This is a genomic window from Elioraea tepidiphila DSM 17972, from assembly GCF_000378465.1.
In the GTDB taxonomy this organism is placed as follows: domain Bacteria; phylum Pseudomonadota; class Alphaproteobacteria; order Acetobacterales; family Acetobacteraceae; genus Elioraea; species Elioraea tepidiphila.
Genome location: NZ_KB899931.1, coordinates 43,622 through 62,719, shown reverse-complemented (window position 1 = coordinate 62,719; position 19,098 = coordinate 43,622). Strand labels below are relative to the sequence as shown.

18 protein-coding genes are annotated in these 19,098 nt (G+C 72.8%); 13 read left to right on the top strand and 5 right to left on the bottom strand.

All coding sequences use genetic code 11. The features are described from left to right. Window position 1 precedes the first annotated feature (1 nt). The 4 genes from F563_RS0116135 (at window position 2) to F563_RS0116120 (ending at window position 2,992) form a co-directional block, all read left to right on the top strand. Window positions 2-373, top strand: coding sequence for a hypothetical protein (locus F563_RS0116135; protein ID WP_019015721.1), 372 nt, complete (start codon window positions 2-4; stop codon window positions 371-373). A 3-nt stretch (window positions 374-376) separates the two neighbouring features. Continuing rightward, window positions 377-940, top strand: coding sequence for a hypothetical protein (locus F563_RS0116130; RefSeq protein ID WP_019015720.1), 564 nt, complete (start codon window positions 377-379; stop codon window positions 938-940). 266 nt (window positions 941-1,206) lie between these two features. Further along, a complete protein-coding gene (locus tag F563_RS0116125; protein WP_019015719.1) occupies window positions 1,207-2,169 on the top strand; it encodes a Bug family tripartite tricarboxylate transporter substrate binding protein in 963 nt (320 codons plus the stop codon). A gap of 4 nt (window positions 2,170-2,173) precedes the next feature. Beyond that, on the top strand, window positions 2,174-2,992 hold the full coding sequence (locus tag F563_RS0116120) for a DUF3891 family protein (protein ID WP_019015718.1): 819 nt from the start codon (window positions 2,174-2,176) through the stop codon (window positions 2,990-2,992). Here F563_RS0116120 and F563_RS0116115 read toward each other — a convergent pair. Genes F563_RS0116115 through F563_RS0116105 form a run of 3 tightly spaced genes read right to left on the bottom strand, consistent with a single transcriptional unit; the run spans window position 2,949 to window position 6,328 of the window. Next, complete coding sequence (locus F563_RS0116115) at window positions 2,949-3,392, bottom strand: DNA polymerase III subunit chi (RefSeq protein WP_019015717.1); 444 nt, start codon at window positions 3,390-3,392, stop codon at window positions 2,949-2,951. The two genes, F563_RS0116120 and F563_RS0116115, sit on opposite strands and share 44 nt — an antisense overlap. Continuing rightward, complete coding sequence (locus F563_RS0116110; protein ID WP_019015716.1) at window positions 3,385-4,809, bottom strand: leucyl aminopeptidase; 1,425 nt, start codon at window positions 4,807-4,809, stop codon at window positions 3,385-3,387. The genes F563_RS0116115 and F563_RS0116110 overlap by 8 nt, the downstream gene beginning before the upstream one ends. A gap of 19 nt (window positions 4,810-4,828) precedes the next feature. Further along, window positions 4,829-6,328, bottom strand: coding sequence for a leucyl aminopeptidase (locus tag F563_RS0116105; RefSeq protein ID WP_019015715.1), 1,500 nt, complete (start codon window positions 6,326-6,328; stop codon window positions 4,829-4,831). A 92-nt stretch (window positions 6,329-6,420) separates the two neighbouring features. Here F563_RS0116105 and cysQ point away from each other — a divergent pair, with 92 nt between their 5' ends. Genes cysQ through rsmA form a run of 9 tightly spaced genes read left to right on the top strand, consistent with a single transcriptional unit; the run spans window position 6,421 to window position 17,248 of the window. Continuing rightward, window positions 6,421-7,182, top strand: coding sequence for a 3'(2'),5'-bisphosphate nucleotidase CysQ (cysQ, locus tag F563_RS0116100; RefSeq protein ID WP_019015714.1), 762 nt, complete (start codon window positions 6,421-6,423; stop codon window positions 7,180-7,182). Beyond that, window positions 7,179-8,165, top strand: a complete 987-nt coding sequence (locus F563_RS0116095; protein ID WP_019015713.1) for an L-threonylcarbamoyladenylate synthase — start codon at window positions 7,179-7,181, stop codon at window positions 8,163-8,165. Before cysQ ends, F563_RS0116095 begins: the two co-directional genes overlap by 4 nt. A 31-nt stretch (window positions 8,166-8,196) precedes the next feature. Further along, window positions 8,197-9,642: an FAD-binding oxidoreductase gene (locus F563_RS0116090; protein WP_035575454.1), complete on the top strand. Its 1,446-nt coding sequence runs from the start codon at window positions 8,197-8,199 to the stop codon at window positions 9,640-9,642. 16 nt (window positions 9,643-9,658) lie between these two features. Next, entirely contained in the window at window positions 9,659-10,777 is a 1,119-nt protein-coding gene (gene lptF / locus F563_RS0116085; protein WP_019015711.1) for an LPS export ABC transporter permease LptF, read from the top strand. Between the two features lie 8 nt (window positions 10,778-10,785). Then, window positions 10,786-11,901, top strand: a complete 1,116-nt coding sequence (gene lptG, locus F563_RS0116080; RefSeq protein WP_019015710.1) for an LPS export ABC transporter permease LptG — start codon at window positions 10,786-10,788, stop codon at window positions 11,899-11,901. 1 nt (window position 11,902) lies between these two features. Continuing rightward, the gene (locus F563_RS0116075) at window positions 11,903-14,062 is read left to right on the top strand and encodes an LPS-assembly protein LptD (protein ID WP_019015709.1); all 2,160 of its coding nucleotides are present in this window, start codon (window positions 11,903-11,905) and stop codon (window positions 14,060-14,062) included. A 53-nt stretch (window positions 14,063-14,115) separates the two neighbouring features. Next, window positions 14,116-15,384, top strand: a complete 1,269-nt coding sequence (locus tag F563_RS0116070) for a peptidylprolyl isomerase (protein WP_019015708.1) — start codon at window positions 14,116-14,118, stop codon at window positions 15,382-15,384. Continuing rightward, on the top strand, window positions 15,381-16,388 hold the full coding sequence (gene pdxA / locus F563_RS25415; RefSeq protein ID WP_019015707.1) for a 4-hydroxythreonine-4-phosphate dehydrogenase PdxA: 1,008 nt from the start codon (window positions 15,381-15,383) through the stop codon (window positions 16,386-16,388). The genes F563_RS0116070 and pdxA overlap by 4 nt, the downstream gene beginning before the upstream one ends. Then, the gene (gene rsmA / locus F563_RS25410; RefSeq protein WP_019015706.1) at window positions 16,385-17,248 is read left to right on the top strand and encodes a 16S rRNA (adenine(1518)-N(6)/adenine(1519)-N(6))-dimethyltransferase RsmA; all 864 of its coding nucleotides are present in this window, start codon (window positions 16,385-16,387) and stop codon (window positions 17,246-17,248) included. Before pdxA ends, rsmA begins: the two co-directional genes overlap by 4 nt. Here rsmA and F563_RS0116055 read toward each other — a convergent pair. After that, entirely contained in the window at window positions 17,187-17,762 is a 576-nt protein-coding gene (locus F563_RS0116055; RefSeq protein WP_019015705.1) for a c-type cytochrome, read from the bottom strand. The genes rsmA and F563_RS0116055 overlap by 62 nt on opposite strands. Further along, a complete protein-coding gene (locus tag F563_RS0116050; protein WP_019015704.1) occupies window positions 17,762-18,958 on the bottom strand; it encodes a PQQ-dependent sugar dehydrogenase in 1,197 nt (398 codons plus the stop codon). The genes F563_RS0116055 and F563_RS0116050 overlap by 1 nt, the downstream gene beginning before the upstream one ends. Window positions 18,959-19,098: the final 140 nt, after the last annotated feature.

Below are 19,098 nucleotides of genomic sequence, written 5' to 3'. Positions count from 1 at the left end.
GGTGGGCTTCGTCCAGCAGGCCGCGTCACAGATCAACTATGCAACGGCGATCGCGGTGTCGCTGATCGGCGCTGCCGGGTTCCTCGCGATTCGCGCGATCGACCGCGGCACGTGGCCCGCCGCGGCACTCGCCGTGACCGGCGCCTTGTTCGCCTGTGATGCGGTCCGGCGCGGCTTCCGGGGTCATGGCAACCTGACGCTGCTCAGTTTCGAGCTCGGCCAAGGCAAGGCGCCGCGACCGGACATCCTCGAGGACCTGCGGGAGAACACCATCGCCGTATCGGCTCAAACGCTCCGCGGCGCGGTTGTCGTCGGCGGGGCCTTCGCCGCCACCGCGCTCGGCGTGCTCGGCGGGACGATCAGCGGGGAGTGACGCATGGCCTTCCCGGAGACCGTTGAGGGCTTCGAGTCACTGGTGAAGCGCGCGGTCACCGCGGCGGTGGCGATTACCGCGCTGCCGACCGGACGGCTATACCTGGTTTCGTTCGCTTCCTTTGTGTTCGCGCAGCGGGTCCGGTTCGCCCCGTTCGACTATGAGCGCGAACCGCGCTTTCGATCCGCGACGGCAAGAGCTCTGCGATGGCTCGCCGGCCTTGTTCGTCGGAGGCCGGAGGTGGCGGAACGGCTGATCCGGTCGCACCCGCCTGAACGAATCGCCGAACGGTGTTTTGCTGCGCGGCTTGACAAGCGGCTGCTACGTTTCCTTAATGTTCTGCGTTACGAATCGACGTGGATTCCCCTCATCGAGCCCCGGGTGTTGCCCGACGCGAGGGATCTGTTGCCGATTTGGCCCGCGCGGCAACTGCCCGACGAGGACCTGCTGGTCGCGGTGCTGGTCGTCCGCCTTGCGCTGCCCACCGAGGAAAGCGAGCTGGGCGCGCGTCTCGCGCGCGAAACCGTCTGCTTCCCGGACTGCCCGCTGCGTGAGCAGGAACGCTGATGGGACCGCTCTTCGCCAGCGCCGACGTCCACCCCCGCCCTATCTCCTGGAAGAGCGCGTCAAGAAGCTCATCGCGACCGAACGACTTGCGGCGCGGCGCTACGCTGGCTGCGCGCTCGTGTCGATCTCGCCAAGACTAGGCGGCCTTTTCGACACCAGCGGGCAAGACGAAGGTACCGCGCCAGGCGCTGGCGCGCGGTGGCCCGTGACGGCCTATTGACCGGCCCCCGCACCTCTCCGACAAGAGCGCGGACAGGGAGGATCCCATGCTCGCTCGCCGTTCGCTGCTCGCCGCCGCCGCGCTCGCGCCGCTCGCCGCCCAGGCGCAGGACGCCTATCCGTCGCGGCCGATCCGCATCGTCATCGCCTATCCGCCCGGCGGCTCGACCGACGTGCTCGGCCGCGCGATCGCCCAGCGCCTCTCCGAGATGTGGAACGGCGCAGCCGTGGTGGTGGAGAACCGCGCCGGCGGCGCCGCGATCATCGGCACCCAGGCGGTCGCCCAGGCCGCGCCCGACGGCTACACGCTGGCCCTCGGCAACAACCAGACCCACGCCTCGAACCAGGCGATGGCGCGCAACCTGCCGTATCACGCGATCGACAGCTTCACGCCGATCGCCCGCCTTGCCTCGGTGCACCATGCGCTGATCGTGCCGGCGAACGGCGCCAGGACCTTGCAGGAGCTGGTCGCCAAGGGCAGGAACGGCGGCCGCGTCACCTACGCCTCGACCTCGGTCGGCAGCGCGAGCCACGTGATCGGCGAGAGCCTCGCGCGCCGCTTCGGCATGGACGCGACCCATGTTCCCTATCGCGGCGGCGCGCCGGCCGTGACCGACACGGTCGCCGGCGTGGTGGACTACTTCATCTCCACTTGGCCCCAGGTGGTCTCGCTGGTGCGCGAGGGGCGGCTGCGCGCGCTCGCGATCGGTGCACCCGCGCGCATCGCCGATGCGCCGGATGTGCCGACCTTCGACGAGGCGGGCGCGCCGGGCGTCTCGGTCGACGCCTGGTTCGGCTTCTGGGCCCCTGCCGGCACGCCGGCGCCGATCGTGAACAGGCTCGCCGAGGCGTTCGTCGCGATCGTCAACGAGGCGCCGATGCAGGAGCGGCTGCGCGGCATGGGGTTCAACGCGGCCCCGCTCGGCCCCGCCGAGTTCGCCGCCTTCCAGCGCGCCGAGGTCGAGCGCTGGCAGGCGCTGGTGCAGCTCACCGGCATCCGCATGGAGTGAGCGCGTGCTGTTCCGGCCCCTGCCGGACGGATCGGCACTCGCGATCAGCCAGCCCGCGCATGCCTGGATCTCGGGCCAGCTCGCGCGCGCATGGGGCGGGGCGGTGGCCGGCGTCGATCGGCTGCCGGAACTGTTCATCCTCGCCGCCGAGCAGCACGACATCGGCTGGCTGCCATGGGAAGCGGCGCCGACGCGGGATCCCGCGACCGGACGCCCGTACGACTTCGTCGCGCTGCCGCGCGATCAGCACACCGCGCTGTGGTCGGCGGGCGTCGCGACCGCTGCGGCGTCCTACGGCCCGCATGTCGCGCTGCTGGTGTCGCTGCACGGGCTCGCGATCTACGCGCTGACGCCGGACGAGAAACGCTCGCCCGAGGATCTCGCCGCGGTGCAGCGGTTCCGCGCCGAGCAGGAGGCGATTCAGGCGCGGCTGCGGCCACAGGTCGCGGCAAGCGATGCCCAGATCGCCGATCAGCGCGCGATCCTGCTCGCGCTCGACCTGATGTCGCTGGTGATCTGCGGCGCGATGGGGCGCGAGCCGCGCCGCACGCCGCCCGTGCCGCTCGCCGGCGGCGCGACCCGGCTCGCGCTGGCGTTTCCCGGTGCCGGGTGGGACCGGCTGACGGTCGATCCGTGGCCGTTCCGGGAAAGCGTCGTTACGGTCGGCTGCCTCGCACGCCATCTCCCCGCGGGCGGATTCAGCGACGAGGCGACGATGCGCGGCGCCCTGAAGGCCGCGCCGGTCGAGACGATCACGACGACGCTCGTTCCACCGAACGCTACCCCTTCTCCCAACCCCGCTCGGTCTGGCGCCAGTAGGTGAGCGTGTGGCCGGCGGCCTTGGCGGCTGCCCAGCGCTGCCGCGCCGCCGCGACCGCGTCCTCGTCGCGCCCGTCGAACAGGTCGAACACGCGCTCGAACGCCGCGAGTCGCGCACTCTCGGCGCCCTCGACCAGGAACAGATGGCGCGCCCCGTTCGGGGCCTCGTCATCGGTGGTGAGCCAGATCGGCTGAAGGTCGGCCTCGCCGGTCGCGCGCGTGCCGTGCGGCAGCCAGTCCGGGTCCGGGCAGAGCCAGAGTGCCGTGTCGAGCGCGGCCACACGGTCCTCGCTCGCCGTCTTCACCACCGCCCGCCCGCCGGTCGCGAGCACGCGGCCGAGCAGTTTCGGCAACGCGACGTCGAGCGAGGTGCGCGTCAGGTGGTAGAAGCCGATCTCAGCCATCCTCCTCCTCGAAGCGGAGCGACACGAGGCGATCGAGCAGCCGCACGCCGAAGCCCGACGCGCCCTCGGGCCCGAGCGCATCGGCCTCGTGACGCAGCTCCACGCCGGCGATGTCGAGATGCGCCCAGGGCGTGTCGCCGGCGAAGCGCTTCAGGAACGCCGCCGCGTGACAGGCATCGGGCTGGAACCGCTCGGCCACGCAGTTCTTGATGTCCGCGATGTCGCTTTTCAGGGCCTCGGCATAGGCCTCCTCCAGAGGCATCGGCCAGAGCTTCTCGTCCACCGCCTCGCCGGCGGCCGCGAGCTGCGCGGCGAGCGCCGTGTCGGAGGCGAACAGTCCGGCGCGGTGATGGCCGAGCGCCACCACGATCGAGCCGGTCAGCGTGGCGAGATCGATCATCGCCGCGGGCCGCACGGTGCGCCGTGTCCAGGCGAGGCAGTCGGCGAGCACGAGCCGGCCTTCCGCATCCGTGTCGATCACCTCGATCGTCGTGCCGTCCACCGCGCGCACCACATCCGACGGACGCTGCGATTCGGCGCCGATCATGTTCTCGACGAGGCCGAGCACGGCGACCGCGGGCGCGGGCGAGCGGCGGCGCGCGAGCGCGAGCATCGCCCCGGCCGCGGCGGCCGCACCGGCCATGTCGGCGCGCATCTCCCACATCCTGTCGGCGGGCTTGATGTCCACCCCGCCGGTGTCGAAGGTGACGCCCTTGCCGACGAAGGCCACGGGCGGGGCGTCGATCGTGCCCTTCCAGCGCAGCACCGCGAGACACGGCGGATTGGCGCTGCCGCGCGCGACGCCGAGCATGGCGCCGAAACCCTCGCGCTTCAGCCATGCCGCGTCGTGGATCTCCACCTTCAGCCCGTCCGCCGCCAACGCGCGCAGCCGCGCGGCGAACAGCGTCGGCGTCAGCCGGTTCGAGGGCTCGGCGACCAGATCGCGCGCGAACAGCGTTCCCGCGACCCCAGGCGCGAGCGTCTCCCAGATCGCGCCAGCGGCGCGCTTGTCGTGCACGATCACGTCGAGATGCGCGAGGCGCTTGGGTTCGTCTGGGTCGGGACGCGTCTTCAGCGCCTCGAACCGCCAGGCGCGCAGAGAGGCGCCGACGGCCGCCTCGGCGGCGAGGTCGGGGGTGAGCTCGCGCGCATCCAGCACAAGCCGCTTCGCCGCGATCGCCGCCGCCGCCGCTCGCCCGCCGGCGCGACGCGCAGCGGTCGGTGTCGCTGCGGCGCCCATGCCGGCGAGCACGGTCAGCCGTCCGTCTGCGTCCCGGCCCGCGGCGGCCTCGTCGGCATGGCCCCTGAAGCCGATCGCCGGGGCGAGGATGTCGGCATGCGCCCCCGCCTCGGTCAGCAGCCGCGCGCGCGCCGCCGTCTCGTGGCGCAGCCGGTGGCGGAAGCGGACCGTGAGCATCGCCCCCGCCCCGCCTGCCTCAACCCTTCTCGTGGTGCTCGGCCACTAGCCGGTCGAGCAGCCGCACGCCGAACGCGGTCGCGCCCTTCGGCACGCAAGGCTTGTCCTTGCTGCTCCAGGCCGTGCCGGCGATGTCGAGATGCGCCCAGGGCTTGCCGTTGACGAAGCGCTGGAGGAACTGCGCCGCGGTCACCGCCCCGCCGGGTCGTCCGCCGATGTTCTTCATGTCGGCGATGTCGGATTTCAGCATCTTGTCGTAGGCCTCGCCGAGGGGCATGCGCCACACCCCCTCGCCCGTGGCCTGGCCGGCGGCGATCAACTTCTGCGCGAGATCGTCGTCGTTCGAGAACAGTCCCGCGTTCTCGTGGCCGAGGCTGATCACGATCGCGCCGGTGAGCGTGGCGAGATCGATCATGAAGGCCGGATCGAATCGCTCCTGGCAGTACCAGAGCACATCCGCCAGCACGAGGCGCCCCTCGGCATCCGTGTTCAGCACCTCGACGGTCTGGCCCGAGTAGCTCTTCACCACGTCACCGGGGCGTTGCGCCGTGCCCGAGGGCATGTTCTCGACCAGCCCGACCAGCCCGACCGCATCGACCTTCGCCTTGCGTCCGGCCAGTGCCGCCATCAGCCCGACCACCGTGCCGGCGCCGGCCATGTCCCACTTCATGTCCTCCATGCCGGCGGCCGGCTTGAGCGAGATGCCCCCCGTGTCGAAGGTCACGCCCTTGCCGATGAAGGCCAGCGGTCTAGCGGCCTTCGCCGCGCGCTTGCCCTTCGCCGCCGCCCCCCCGGCGCCATGCCACTGCATCACCACCATGCGCGGCTCGTTGGCCGAGCCCTGGGCGACGCCGAGCAGCGCGCCGAAGCCGAGCTTCTTCATCTCCTTCGGGCCGAGGACCTCGACCTCGATGCCGAGCTTCGCGAGCGCGCGGCAGCGCTCGGCCATCTCGGCGGGGGTCAGCACGTTCGGCGGCTCGCTGACCAGCTCCCGGGCGAGGAACACGCCGTCCGCGACGCCCTTGAGCGGTGTCCAGGCCGCGCGCGCCTTGGTCGCGTCCGCGTGCGCGACGGTCAGCCGGGCGAGCTTCGGCTTGTCCTCGGGCTTCTCGGTGGTGCGGTATTTGTCGAAGCGCCAGGCGCGCAGCACCGCACCGAGGGCGGCCTCGGCGGCGCGTGCGGGGGCGGCCGGGCCCACATCCAGCACACCGGCGGGCTCGGCGGACAGCGCGGCGGCGGCGGTGCCGCCCGCTTCCTCGGTGGCCCGGCCGTCGGCCTCCTCGCGCTTGCCGAGCCCCACCACCACCACGCGCGAGAGCCCCGCACCCGGGGCGAGGATCGTCACCGTCTCGTTCTTCTTGCCCTTGAACGAGGCGGCGGCGAGCGCGCGGGCGATCGCCCCGCCGGTCGCCGTATCGGCGGCGGCGCCGAGGCCGGTCAGGCTCTCCCCCTCGCCGAGCAGCAGCGCGAGCGCGCCCTTCTCCGGCAGGGCGGGCTTGGCGAAGGTGATGTCGAGCATGCGGCGGTCCCCGGGGGTTTCGTGGCTGGCGCCGGACTGTAGCAAGCGTGCCATGCTTTGCCATGCCCGCAGGTCGCGGCTAACACGGGACCATGACGGATCGGGAATGCCTGGAGCTCGCCGCGCGCCTGGCCCGCGACGCGGCGGTCGCGATCATGGCCGTGCGCGACGCCGGGGTGACGGTGACGCGCAAGCACGACCGCACCCCGGTGACCGAGGCCGATCACGCCGCCGAGGCGCTGATCGTGCGGGGCCTGCGCGCGGCGACGCCCGACATTCCCGTGATCGCCGAGGAGGAGATCGCCGCCGGCCGGGTCGAACGGCCGGGCGAGCGGTTCTGGCTGGTCGATCCGCTCGACGGCACGCGCGAGTTCGCCCAGGGCCGCGACGAGTTCGCGGTCTGCATCGGCCTCGTCGCCGCGGGCCGGCCGGTGCTGGGGGCCGTCGCGCTGCCGGCCACGGGCGAGCTGTTCCTCGGGCTGCGCGGCGCGGGCGCCTGGAAGCAGGACGCGACCGGGCGCAGACCGATTGCCGCCCGTCGCCCGCCGCCCGAGGGGCTGACCGTGTTCGCCTCGCGCCACTACGCCGACGACCCGCGCCTTGTCCGCTACCTCGCCGGGCTGCCGGTCGCGCGCGTCCGGAACGCCGGCTCGGCGCTGAAGTTCTGTCGCGTCGCCGAAGGCGTGGCCGATCTCTACCCGCGTTTCGGCCGCACCATGGAGTGGGACACCGCCGGCCCGCAGGCGGTGGTGGAGGCGGCGGGCGGCTCGGTCCGCACGACCGACGGCGCCCCGCTCGGCTACGGCAAGCCGGGCTTCGCCAACCCCGATTTCGTCTGCCGAGGTCTCCCGTGACCGCCCGGCTGCCGGCCGATCAGGGCGGCCTCGCCGAGGCCGCGCGCCTCCTGCGCGCGGGCCGGCTCGTCGCCTTCCCGACCGAGACCGTCTACGGCCTCGGGGCGGATGCGACCGATGAGCGCGCGGTTGCGGCGATCTTCGCCGCCAAGCGCCGGCCGCGCTTCAACCCGCTGATCGCGCATGTGCCCGAGGCCGCGGCGGCCTTCGCCCTCGGCATCGCCGACGAGCGCGCCCGCGCGCTCGCCGCTGCCCTCTGGCCGGGGCCGCTGACGCTCGTGCTGCCGGCTTCGCCTGGCTGCGCGGTGGCCCTGCTGGCGCGCGCCGGGCTCGACACGGTGGCGCTGCGGGTGCCCGCGCATCCGCTCGCGCGCGCCCTGCTCTCCGCCGTGGGGCGGCCCGTGGCCGGGCCCTCGGCCAATGTCTCGGGCCGCGTCAGCCCGACCACCGCCGGGCATGTGCTGGAGGAGCTCGGCGGCGTGATCGACGCGGTGCTGGATGGCGGCCCCTGCGCAGTCGGGCTGGAGAGCAGCGTGCTCGACCTCTCGGGACGCGCGGCGGTGCTGCTGCGGCCCGGCGGGGCGACCCGCGAGGCGATCGAGTCGGTGATCGGCCCGGTCGCCCTGGCCGAGGGTGCGGACGATGCGCCGCGTGGCCCGGGGATGCTGGCGAGCCACTACGCGCCGGTGCTGCCGCTCAGGCTCGACGCCTCCGCGGCTGCTCCCGATGAGGCCCTGCTCGCCTTCGGCCCCGCGCCTGGCGGCGCCGGGCTCACCTTCACCCTGTCCGGGTCCGGCGATCTCGTCGAGGCGGCCGCGCGGCTGTTCACGGGGTTGCGCTTTCTCGACGCCGAGGGGCGGCGGCGCGGCCTCCTGCGCATCGCGGCGATGCCGGTGCCGCAGCACGGCCTCGGGCTCGCGATCAATGACCGGCTCCGGCGCGCCGCCGCGCCGCGCGACCACGTCCCGCCGTCCGGCGGTTGACCCGATGCGCGCACCGGCGCAAGCCTCCGCCATGCCCGACACCGCGACCCGCGCCGGCCTGCCGCGCGATCTCGCCGCCCGACTCCTCGCCCTGCTGGGCGAGCGGGGCCTGCTCACCGATCCGGCGGCGATCGCCGCGCACAGCGCCGACTGGCGCAACCTGTTCCCCGGCTCGGCGCTGGCGGTGCTGCGGCCCGCCAGCACGGCCGAATGCGCCGAGGCGGTGCGGCTCTGCGCCGGGGCGGGTATCGCGATCGTGCCGCAGGCCGGCAACACCTCGCTCTGCGGCGGCTCGACCCCGCTCGGCCGCGGCGACGAGGTGGTGCTGTCGGTCGCGCGCATGAACCGCATCCTCGACATCGACCCGTCCGACATGACCATGGTGGTCGAGGCCGGCGCCGTGCTGGCCCAGGTGCAACAGGCTGCGGAGGCGGCGGGCTGCCTGTTTCCGCTCTCGCTCTCCTCCGAGGGCACGGCGCGGATCGGCGGGCTGATCTCGACCAACGCCGGCGGCAATACCACGGTGCGCTACGGCAACATGCGTGAGCAGGTGCTCGGGCTCGAAGTGGTGCTGGCGGACGGTTCGGTGCTCGACCTGATGCGACGCCTGCGCAAGGACAACACCGGCTACGCGCTGCGCCAGCTCTTCATCGGCGCCGAGGGCACGCTCGGCATCGTCACGCGCGCGGTGCTGAAGCTCGCGCCGCGGCCGCGCGACGTGCAGGTGGCGTTCGTCGCCCTCGCCTCGGTCGAGGCGGCGGTCGCCCTGCTCAACCGGTTCCAGCGCCACGACGGCGACTCGCTCGCGGCCTTCGAGTACATGGCCCGGTTCGGCATCGATCTGGTGCTGCGCCACATTCCCGACGTGACGGATCCGCTGTCGGACCGCTACGCGCACTACGCGCTGGTCGAGCTCGCCTCGCCGCGCCCCGACGCCGATCTGCGCGCCGTGCTGGAGACCGTGCTCGGCGCGGCGATGGAGGAGGGGCTCGTGCTCGACGCGGCGCTGGCCGGGAGCGGCGCGCAACGCCAGGCGATGTGGCGCATCCGCGAGGAGCACGCGGAGGCGCAGAAGCGCGAGGGGGCGTCGGTGAAGAACGACGTCTCGGTGCCGGTCTCGAAAGTGCCCGCGCTGATCGCGCGCGGGATCGAGGCGGTACGGCGGATCGTGCCTGAGGTGCGTCCCTGTCCGTTCGGGCATGTCGGCGACGGCAACATCCACTTCAACTTCTCGCGCCCGGAAGGCATGGCGGATGACGCGTTCCTTGCGCTCTGGGACCCGATCGCCGACGCCGTGGCCGCCGAGGTTCGGGCGCTTGGCGGCAGCTTCTCCGCCGAGCACGGCATCGGTCGGCTGAAGACCGCGACGCTGGCGGACTGGCGCCGCGGCCCCGAGATCGAGACCATGCGGCGGATCAAGGCCGCGCTCGATCCGCGCGGCCTGATGAACCCCGGCAAGGTGGTCGAGCTCCGATGACGCTAAGGCGCAAAGGATGAGCCGGCTCTCGACCTACATGCTGCGCCAGCTCGCGATCGGGCTGGTCGCGGTGACGGGCGGGCTCGCCGTGCTGATCTGGCTCACCCAGTCGCTGCGGTTCGTCGAGCTGGTGCTGAATCGCGGCCTGTCGATCGCGGTGTTCTTCGAGCTCACCGTCTTCATGCTGCCCAACTTCATTGCCGTGATCCTGCCGGTGACGACCTTCATCGTGATCCTGGCGGTCTACAACCGCATGGAGGACGACCGCGAACTGGTGGTGATGCGCGCCGCCGGCATGGGGCCGATGGCGCTCGCGCGGCCGGCGCTGGTGCTCGCGGGCGGGGCGGCGCTGCTCGGCTGGACCATGAATCTCTGGATCGTGCCGGAGAGCTACCGCGCGTTCCGCGAATACCAGTTCGAGATCCGCAACCGGATGGCGGCCGTGCTGTTGCAGGAGGGCGTGTTCAACACGCTCGGCGAGGGGCTGACGGTCTATATCCGCGACCGCGACCGCGACGGCAATTTCCGCGGCATCATGGTGCACGACACGCGCGAGGCAGGCGCACCGGCGACCATCCTCGCCGAGCGCGGCTGGCTGACGCTCGACGGCGACACGCCGCGCGTGACGCTCCAGCACGGCACGCGCCAGGAGCTCGACCGGCGCACCGGCACGCTGCGCATGCTTTCCTTCGCCGAGAACACGATGAGCCTCGCCACCGAGGCCGCGCGCGACGAGGTGCGCTATCGCGATGCGCGCGAGCGCGGCGTGCGCGAGCTGCTCGACCCCGACCCGGCGGAGCAGGTGAGCGCGCGCGACCGGGCGCGCTTCGTCGTCGAGGCGCATCAGCGCCTGGCCGGCCCGCTGGTGACGCTGTCCCTCGCCCTGGTGGCGCTCGCCTGCCTGCTGACCGGGGAGTTCAACCGCCACGGCAAGACCGGGCGAGTGCTGGTCGCCGTGGCGCTGGGCGGCGGGCTGGTGGCCCTCGGCGTCGGCATCGGCAATCTGGCGACGCGCGAACTCGCCCTCGTGCCGTTGCTCTGGGTGCATGCGGTGCTGCCCGGGCTGATCGCGCTTGCCTGGCTCGTGCATCCGCCGCGGGCGCGCGTGCCGGCCGCCGAAGCGACGCCGGGCTGAGGCCGGGCATGCGGGTGCCGCGCGTCCTCGCCATCTATGTCGGGCGGGTGTTCCTCCTCTCAACCCTGTCGGTGCTGGGCGGGCTGATCGCGATCGTCGCGCTGTTCGACGTGATCGAGCTGACCCGGCGCGCGGCCGGACGGCCGGACGTGCCGTTCGGCCGCCTGGTCGAGATCACCGCGCTCAAGCTGCCGTTCATGGCGATCGAGATCCTGCCCTTCGCGGTGCTGGTCGGCGGGCTGGTCGCGTTCTGGCGGCTGACGCGCTCCTCCGAGCTGATCGTCGCGCGCGCGGCCGGAGTCTCCGCATGGCAGTTTCTCGCTGCCCCCGTGGCGGCCGGGACCCTGCTCGGGCTGGTCGCGATCACGGCCGTCAGTCCGGTCTCGGCGATGTTCTATGCGCGCGCGGAACGGCTCGACTCGACGCTGCTGCGTGGTGGCGCGGGCACGCTCGGCCTCTCCGGCGGCGGGCTCTGGGTGAAGCAGCGCGACGATGCGCTGGCGCGCGGCGGGTCTGCGATCCTGCACGGCGAGCGCATCGCCGCGGTCGGGCCGGACCAGCTCACGCTCGAGCGCGTCTCGGTGTTCCGACTCGGCCCCGATGATCGTTTCCTCGAACGGATCGAGGCCGAACGCGCGGTGCTCGAGCCGCGGCGCTGGCGGCTCGAAGGTGCCGCCGCGGTCGGCGCCGAGCGCATGGGCCCGCGCAATGCGACCCTGACCCTCGCGACCGACCTCACCGTGGCACGGCTGCAGGATGGGCTCGCCCCTCCCGACACGCTGTCGTTCTGGGCGCTGCCGGGTTTCGTCTCGGTGCTCGAGGAGGCGGGGTTCTCGGCCCAGCGCCACCGGCTGCGCTTCAACGCGCTGCTCGCGCTGCCGTTGCTCGGCGGCACGATGGTGCTGGTGGCGGCGGGCTTCTCGATGCGGCCGTCGCGGCGCGGCGGCGTCGGACTGATGATCGGCGCGGGCGTGGCCGCCGGGTTCTCGCTGTTCGTGCTGACCAAGGTGGTGGGCGAGTTCGGCGTCAGCGGCGCGCTGCCGGTGATGCTCGCCGCCTGGACCCCTACGGGGGTCGGGCTCATGCTGGCGGTGGCGATGCTGCTGCATCTCGAGGACGGCTGAGATGCGGTCCCGCCGCAAGGCCGCGGGTGCCGTGGCGCTCGCGCTGCTGCTCGCCGCCGCCGCCGCGGCGCAGACGCGCCGCCCGCTGACCGAGGCCGAGCGTCAGCCCGTCACCTTCACCGCCGGCGAGGTCGAGTATGACGAGAACCGCGATCTCGTGATCGCGCGCGGTGGGGTCGAGGCCTGGCAGGGCGACCGTATCCTGCGCGCGCAGGAAGTCACGTTCCACCGCCCGACCGGGCGCGCGACCGCGCGCGGCGAGGTCGTACTGATGGAGCCCGACGGGCAGGTGTTCTTCGCCGAGGAGGCGGAACTCACCGAGGATCTGCGCGACGGGGTGATCCGCGAACTGCGCGCGCTGCTCGCCGAGGGCGGCCGCCTCGCCGCGGCCGGTGCGGTGCGTTCGGGCGGCCGCGTGACCGAGATGGCGCGCGCGGTCTACTCGACCTGCGAGGCCTGCCGCGACAATCCCGAGCGGTCGCCGCTCTGGCAGATCCGCGCCGACCGCGTCGTTCACGACGAGCAAGAGAAGACCGTCGAGTATTTCGACGCCACGTTGCAGATCGCCGGCATCCCGGTGTTCTACACGCCGTATTTCTGGCATGCCGATCCGTCGGCCAAGCGCCGCTCCGGCTTCCTGTTTCCCGATTTCGGTTCCAGCACGTTTCTCGGCGCCTTCTACCGCCAGCCCTATTACTGGGTGATCTCGCCGTCCGAGGACCTGACGCTTTCGCCGATGGTGACGACGCGCAAGGGGGGCGTGCTGTTCGGCGAGTGGCGGCGGCGTTTCAACTCCGGCTTCGTCGTCACCTCGGGCAGCTTCACCTACGACCCGGACGAGACGCGCTGGCGCGGCAACATCGTCTCGACCGGCCGGTTCAGCCTCGACGACACGTGGCGCGCGGGGTGGGACGTGCGCCGCTCCTCGGACCGCGACTATATCCGCCGCTACCGGATCGGCGCCTTCAGCAACGCGGGCGTGCTGGTCAGCACGCCGTTCATCGAGGGTTTCGGCAGCAACTTCTACGCGCGCGCGGACGCCAATTTCTATCAGGGGCTCAGCACGCTCGATGCCGCGCGCCGCATCCCGATGGTGTTGCCGCGCGCCTATGCCGAGATCACCGGGATCCAGGACCCGCTCGGCGGACTCTGGCGCGGCGATCTCGGCGTGTTCGCCACTACCCGCCAGCTCGGCACCGATACCCGCCGCGTTGCCTCGCGCGTCAACTGGATGCTGCCGCTGCGTGGCAGTTTCGGCGATCTCTGGACGGTCGAGGCCAATCTGGATCTGCTCGGCTATCAGGTCGGCGGCGACACCAGCGCGACACCGCTGCCGGGCGGCGACTCGGGCACGATCGGCCGGGCGCATCCCCAGGTGGCGCTCACCTGGCGCTGGCCGTTGCTGCGCCCGGGCGGGTCGTGGGGCAGCCAACTGATCGAGCCGATCGTGCAGGTGGTGGCCGGACCGAATGTCGGACTGGACCGGCGCATCCCGAACGAGGACAGCATCGATCTCGAGTTCTCCGACGCCTACCTCTTCGGCTTCAACCGCTTTCCCGGCCGCGACCGGCTGGACGGCGGGCTGCGCGTCAACGCCGGCCTGCGCGGCGCCTGGTACCTGCCCGGCGTGACGATCGAGGGCATGTTCGGCCAGGCCTGGCGGGCGGCGACCGACGCGCTCTACCCGGCCGGGTCGGGGCTCGAAGGCCGGCGGTCGGACTATGTCGGCCGGCTGACCGTCATCCCCTCCGAGCATCTGGCGCTGTCCTACCGCACGCGGCTCGACCGCGAGACCTTCTCGACACGGCTCGCCGACGCCTCGGTCACGCTCAGCGGCTTCGGCCGCTACCTCACGGTCTCGTATCTGACCGCGCCGGCGCAGCCGGAGGCCCTTCAGCCCACGGCGCGGCGCGAGCTCGGCGCCACGCTCGGCGGGCGCATCTGGGGCAACTGGAGCGGCTGGGTCGGCGCCCGCCGCGATCTCGCCCGCGAGGCGATGGTCCAGTCCTATGCGGGACTGCGCTACGAGGACGAGTGCTTCGCCTTCGTCGCGACCTATCTGCGCCGCTTCACCACCACCGGCACCCTCGGCGCGGGGACCGATCTGATCTTCACCGTCGTGTTCAAGACCGTGGGCGAGATCGGCTTCTCGGCCCTGTGAGGCCGGCCGGGCGGGCGTTGCGGCCGGCCCGCTTCGGGCCTATGCAGGGGCCGATGCGACGTGCGCTTGCCCTGATCCTGCTGGCGGTCCTCGCGGCCGTGCCCGCCGCGCCGCCGGCGCGTGCGCAATCCGCCGGGATCGTCGCGGTGGTCAACGGCGACGTCATCACCACCTTCGACGTCGAGGCGCGCCGCCGCCTGTTCGCCGCTACCGCCGGCCTGCCGATGACGCCCGAGGTGCTCGACCGCATCACGCCGCAGGTGCGCCGGCTGCTGGTCGATGAGCGGCTGCGCCTGCAGGAGGTGCAGCGGCGCCGCATCCTGGTGACCGACGGCGAGATCGCCGCCGCGGTCGGGCGGATCGAGCAGCAGAACAACATGAGCCCGGGCGGGCTCAGGGCCAGCCTCGCGCGCCAGGGGATCGACATCCGCGCGCTCTACGGCCAGCTGCGCGCGACCATCGGCTGGAGCAAGCTGGTGCGCGCCGAGCTCGGTGCCCAGGCCGAGGTGCACCCGGAACTGGTGCGCGAGCGGCTGCGCGCGCTGGAGGCGGCGACCGGCCAGCCCGAATTCCTGGTCGCCGAGGTGTTCATCGCGGTGGATGATCCGCGCCAGGAACCGGAGGCCGAACGCACGGCCGCCGATCTGATCGAGCAGCTGCGCCGGGGTGCCCCCTTCGCCGCCGTCGCCGCGCAGTTCAGCCAGGCGCAGTCGGCCGAACAGGGTGGGGACCTGGGCTGGATCCGCCTCGGTCAGCTCGAGCCCGAGGTCGAGGCCGTGGTGACGCAGATGCCGCCCGGCGCGGTCTCGACGCCGATCCGCACCGCCGGCGGGTTCTCGATCGTGACATTGCGCGCCCGCCGCGAGGTCGGCCGCGACATGGCCACCCTGCTGACGCTGCGCCAGGTGGTGTTCCCGTTCGATGCGCCGCTCGACCCGCAGCGGCCGACCCCGCAGCAGATCCGCCAGGTCGAGACCGCTGGGCGTGTCTCGGACAGCGCGCGCGGCTGCGATGCGCTGGCCCAGGCGGCGCGCGCGGCAGGCGGCGCGCAGGTGGGCGAGCCGGTCGAGATCCGGCTCGAGACGCAGACCCCGCAGCTCCGCCAGATTCTCGGCGGGCTTGCCGCGGGTCGCGCCACCCAGCCACTGATCGCGCCGGACGGCGTGGCGCTGATGATGGTCTGCGCCCGGCGAACCGAGAACCTCGCCGCGCCCAACCCCGAGGCGATCACCGAGACGATCCTGCGCGAGCGCGTCGATCTGCTCTCGCGCCAGATGATGCGCGACCTGCGCCGCCGCGCCGAGATCGACTTCCGCGCGTGAGTGCGGCGCCGCTCGCACTGACCATGGGCGAACCGGCGGGGATCGGCGGCGAGATCGCGCTCGCCGCATGGTCGCGCCTGCGCGTGTCGGGGCCAGGCTTCGTCGCGATCGACGATCCCGATCGGCTCGCGGCCCTCGCGCGACATCTCGGCCGAGACGTGCCGGTGCGCGCGGTCGGCTCGCTCGCCGAGGGCGCGGCGAGCTTCCCGCGCGCCCTTCCGGTCCTGCCCGAGCCGCTCGCCGCGCCCGTCGAGCCCGGGCGGCCCGACCCGGCGCATGGTCCGGCGATCATCCGCTCGGTCGAGCGGGCGGTGGCGCTCGCGCGCGCGGGCGAGGCGGGCGGGGTGGTCACCAATCCGCTCGCCAAGACCACGCTGCTCGCGGGCGGGATCGGCCATGCCGGCCACACGACCTGGCTCGCCGAGCTCGCCGGCGGCGGCGTGCCGGTGATGATGCTCGCCTCGCCGCTGCTCAAGGTGGTGCCGGTGACGGTGCACATCCCGCTCGCAGAGGTGCCGGCGGCGCTGACGACCGCGCGCATCGTCGCGACCGCGCGCATCGTCGCCGCGGCGCTGCGGGCGGATTTCGGCATCGCCCGGCCGCGTCTTGCGGTGACGGGGCTCAACCCGCATGCCGGCGAGGAGGGCACGATCGGACGCGAGGAGATCGCAACGATCCGTCCCGCGATCGAGATCCTGCGTGGCGAAGGACTGGCGGTCAGCGGGCCGCACCCGGCCGACAGCCTGTTCCACGAGCGCGCGCGGGCGGGCTACGATGCCGCGCTCTGCATGTATCACGACCAGGCGCTGATCCCGATCAAGACGCTGGACTTCGCCGGCGGCGTGAACGTCACGCTCGGCCTCCCGATCGTGCGCACCAGTCCCGACCACGGCACCGCCTGCGACATCGCCGGCCAGGGGATCGCCGATCCCTCCTCGCTGATCGCGGCGATCGAGCTCGCGGCCGCAATGGCGGCGCGGCGGGAGCGCGCGCGGGCGGCGTGAGCGGACTGCCGCCGCTGCGCGAAGTGATCGCGCGTTTCGGCCTCGATGCGCGACGATCGCTCGGCCAGCATTTCCTGCTCGATCTGAACCTGACCGCGCGGATCGTGCGCGCGGCCGGTGCGATGGAGGGGCGGCACGCGATCGAGGTCGGTCCCGGGCCGGGCGGGCTCACGCGCGCGCTGCTCGCCTCCGAGGCGGCGACGGTCACGGCGATCGAGCGCGATCCGCGCTGCGTCGCGGCCCTCGCCGATCTGGTCGCCGCCCATCCCGAGCGGCTGCGCGTCATCGAGGCGGATGCGCTCGCGGTCGATCTCGCGGCGCTTGCGCCGCCGCCGCGCAAGGTGGTGGCGAACCTGCCCTACAACATCGGCACACCGCTGCTGGTGGGCTGGCTTGGGCAGGCAGCCGCGTTCGAGAGCCTGACGCTCATGTTCCAGCAGGAGGTCGCCGAGCGGATCGTCGCCGCGCCGGGCAGCGAGGCGTACGGGCGGCTCTCGGTGCTCGCGCAGTGGATCGCCGAGGCGCGCCTCGTGCTGCGCCTGCCGGCCGCCGCCTTCACGCCGCCACCCAAGGTTGCCTCGGCGGTGGTGCATCTCGTGCCCCGCGCGGACCAGCCGCCGCGCGCCCTGTTCGCCGCGATGGAGCGCGTCACCGCGGCGGCGTTCGGGCAGCGGCGCAAGATGCTGCGGAGCGCGCTGAGGCCGCTCGGCGAGCCCGACGCCCTGCTGGCGCAGGCGGGGATCGACCCTGTGCGCCGCGCGGAGACGCTGAGCGTCGCGGAGTTCGAGCGGCTGGCCCTCAGCGCGCTGCCGGCACCGTCGCGAGATAGTGCGCGAGATCGGCGAGATCGCGCTCGCTGAGCCCGTACAGCACCGCCTGCATCGAGGTGTCGGTGCCCTGGCGCGTGCCGGCCTGGTAGTCGCGCATCGCGTGCAGCAGATAGTCCTCGCGCTGGCCGGAGAGCCGCGGCACCTGGGCCTGTCCGGCATAGTCGGCGAGATGGCAGACGCCGCAGCGATGCCGGGCCGAAAGCGCGCGGCCGCGCGAGGCCCGCTCAGGATCCGGTGCCGTCTCCGGCCTTGCCGGCGGCAGCGCGGCATAGAAGCGCGCGAGCGCCTCGACCTCGGCATCGCCGATGCCGCGCATCGCCGCGTTCATCGGCTCGAAGCGGCGGATGCGCTCGCGGAACAGGATCATCTGCAGGGTGAGGAACGTCTCCGGCTGGCCGGCAAGCGAGGGCACGTCCTCCAGTGCCGACACGCCGCGCGCGCCGTGGCAGGCGGCGCAGAGCTCGGCCTGTTCGGGTGCGGCGGCGAGCGGGGCGCAGAAAAGGGCCGCGGCGAGCGCCGCGGCCCCGGAACGAATGCCTCGCATCAGCCGCCGTAGGTGACGCGGTAGATCGCGCCGTTCTGCTCGTCGCTCACCAGCAGCGAGCCGTCGCGCAGCTGCAACACGTCCACCGGTCGCCCGTGGAACTGCTGCGCCTGCTCGTCCAGCAATCCGGTGAGGAACGGCTCGACCGAGGTCACGTTGCCTTGCGCGTCGAGCTTCGCCACCACCACGTCGTAGCCGATCTTGGCCTCGCGGTTCCACGAACCGCGCCGGGCGATGAACATCGCGCCGCGATAGGCCTCGGGGAACATCGTGCCGGTGTAGAACCGCATCCCGAGCGGCGCGGTGTGCGGGCCGAGCGAGGCGGCCGGCTGCTCGAACTCGCTGCACTGGCGCCGCTCCATCGCCGGATCGGCCCACATGCCCACGCACCAGGGGAAGCCGTGATCCTCGCCGGAGCGGCGGATGCGATGCAGCGTGTCGTGCGGCTCGTCATTGCCGGCCCAGTCGCGGCCGTTGTTGGTGGCCCAGAGCTCGCGCGTCACCGGATGCCAGTCGAAGCCCACCGAGTTGCGGATGCCGCGCGCCTCGATGCGCCGGTCCGATCCGTCGGGGCGGAAGCTCACGATCAGCGCGAAGCGGTCGCGGTCGAAGGTGCAGATGTTGCAGGGCACGCCGATGTTCGTATAGAGGCGCCCGTCCGGCCCGAAGGCGGTGAACTTCCAGCCGTGATGCTGATCGGGCGGCATGTCGAACGCGGCCGTCAGATCGGCCGGCGTGCCGGGGTTGGCGAGCCGTCCCTCGATCCCCTCCCAGCGCAGTACCTGATTGATCGCCATCACCGTGAGCGCGCCATCCTTGAAGGCGATGCCGTTGGGCTGGGTCAGCCCTTCGGCGAGGATGCGATGGCTGCGGCTTCCGCCCTGGTCGGTGACCGCATACACGCGGCCGATCACGCGGGTCCCGACGAACACCGTGCCCTGATCGCCGAGCGCCATCATGCGCGCCCCAGGCATGCCGTGGGCCCAGAGCTCGACGCGGAACCCCTGCGGCACGCGCAGACGGTTCATCGGCACATCGCCCGGCGCCGTGACGGTCATGCGCGGTGGGTGGGGTGCGAGCGTGCTCTGCGCCATGTGATCGGGACGGCCCTGGGCCCAGGCGGGGACCTGCTGCTGGCCGAGGGCCGGGGCGGACAGCAGGACAAGCCCTGCCGTTGCAAGGCGGATCGGTGTCATGGTCGTCTCCTCCGCTGGCGGCGTTGGATCGCCGCGTGTGCAGCCGGACGGTCCTGCAAGTGCCGGCGCGCGTCAAGCTGCATCAACAACCTGCGCCGTTTTCCTGTTGTTCATTCTTGTTGTCGATGATGCGACCTACG

Coding starts and splice junctions, on each gene's coding strand:
- F563_RS0116070 (WP_019015708.1), top strand. CDS start 14,116: ATGCGACGTGCGCTTGCCCTGATCCTGCTGGCGGTCCTCGCGGCCGTG.
- F563_RS0116110 (WP_019015716.1), bottom strand. CDS start 4,809: ATGCTCACGGTCCGCTTCCGCCACCGGCTGCGCCACGAGACGGCGGCG.
- F563_RS0116050 (WP_019015704.1), bottom strand. CDS start 18,958: ATGACACCGATCCGCCTTGCAACGGCAGGGCTTGTCCTGCTGTCCGCC.
- cysQ (WP_019015714.1), top strand. CDS start 6,421: ATGACGGATCGGGAATGCCTGGAGCTCGCCGCGCGCCTGGCCCGCGAC.
- F563_RS0116125 (WP_019015719.1), top strand. CDS start 1,207: ATGCTCGCTCGCCGTTCGCTGCTCGCCGCCGCCGCGCTCGCGCCGCTC.
- F563_RS0116075 (WP_019015709.1), top strand. CDS start 11,903: ATGCGGTCCCGCCGCAAGGCCGCGGGTGCCGTGGCGCTCGCGCTGCTG.
- F563_RS0116105 (WP_019015715.1), bottom strand. CDS start 6,328: ATGCTCGACATCACCTTCGCCAAGCCCGCCCTGCCGGAGAAGGGCGCG.
- lptF (WP_019015711.1), top strand. CDS start 9,659: ATGAGCCGGCTCTCGACCTACATGCTGCGCCAGCTCGCGATCGGGCTG.
- F563_RS0116090 (WP_035575454.1), top strand. CDS start 8,197: ATGCCCGACACCGCGACCCGCGCCGGCCTGCCGCGCGATCTCGCCGCC.
- F563_RS0116055 (WP_019015705.1), bottom strand. CDS start 17,762: ATGCGAGGCATTCGTTCCGGGGCCGCGGCGCTCGCCGCGGCCCTTTTC.
- F563_RS0116130 (WP_019015720.1), top strand. CDS start 377: ATGGCCTTCCCGGAGACCGTTGAGGGCTTCGAGTCACTGGTGAAGCGC.
- lptG (WP_019015710.1), top strand. CDS start 10,786: ATGCGGGTGCCGCGCGTCCTCGCCATCTATGTCGGGCGGGTGTTCCTC.
- F563_RS0116115 (WP_019015717.1), bottom strand. CDS start 3,392: ATGGCTGAGATCGGCTTCTACCACCTGACGCGCACCTCGCTCGACGTC.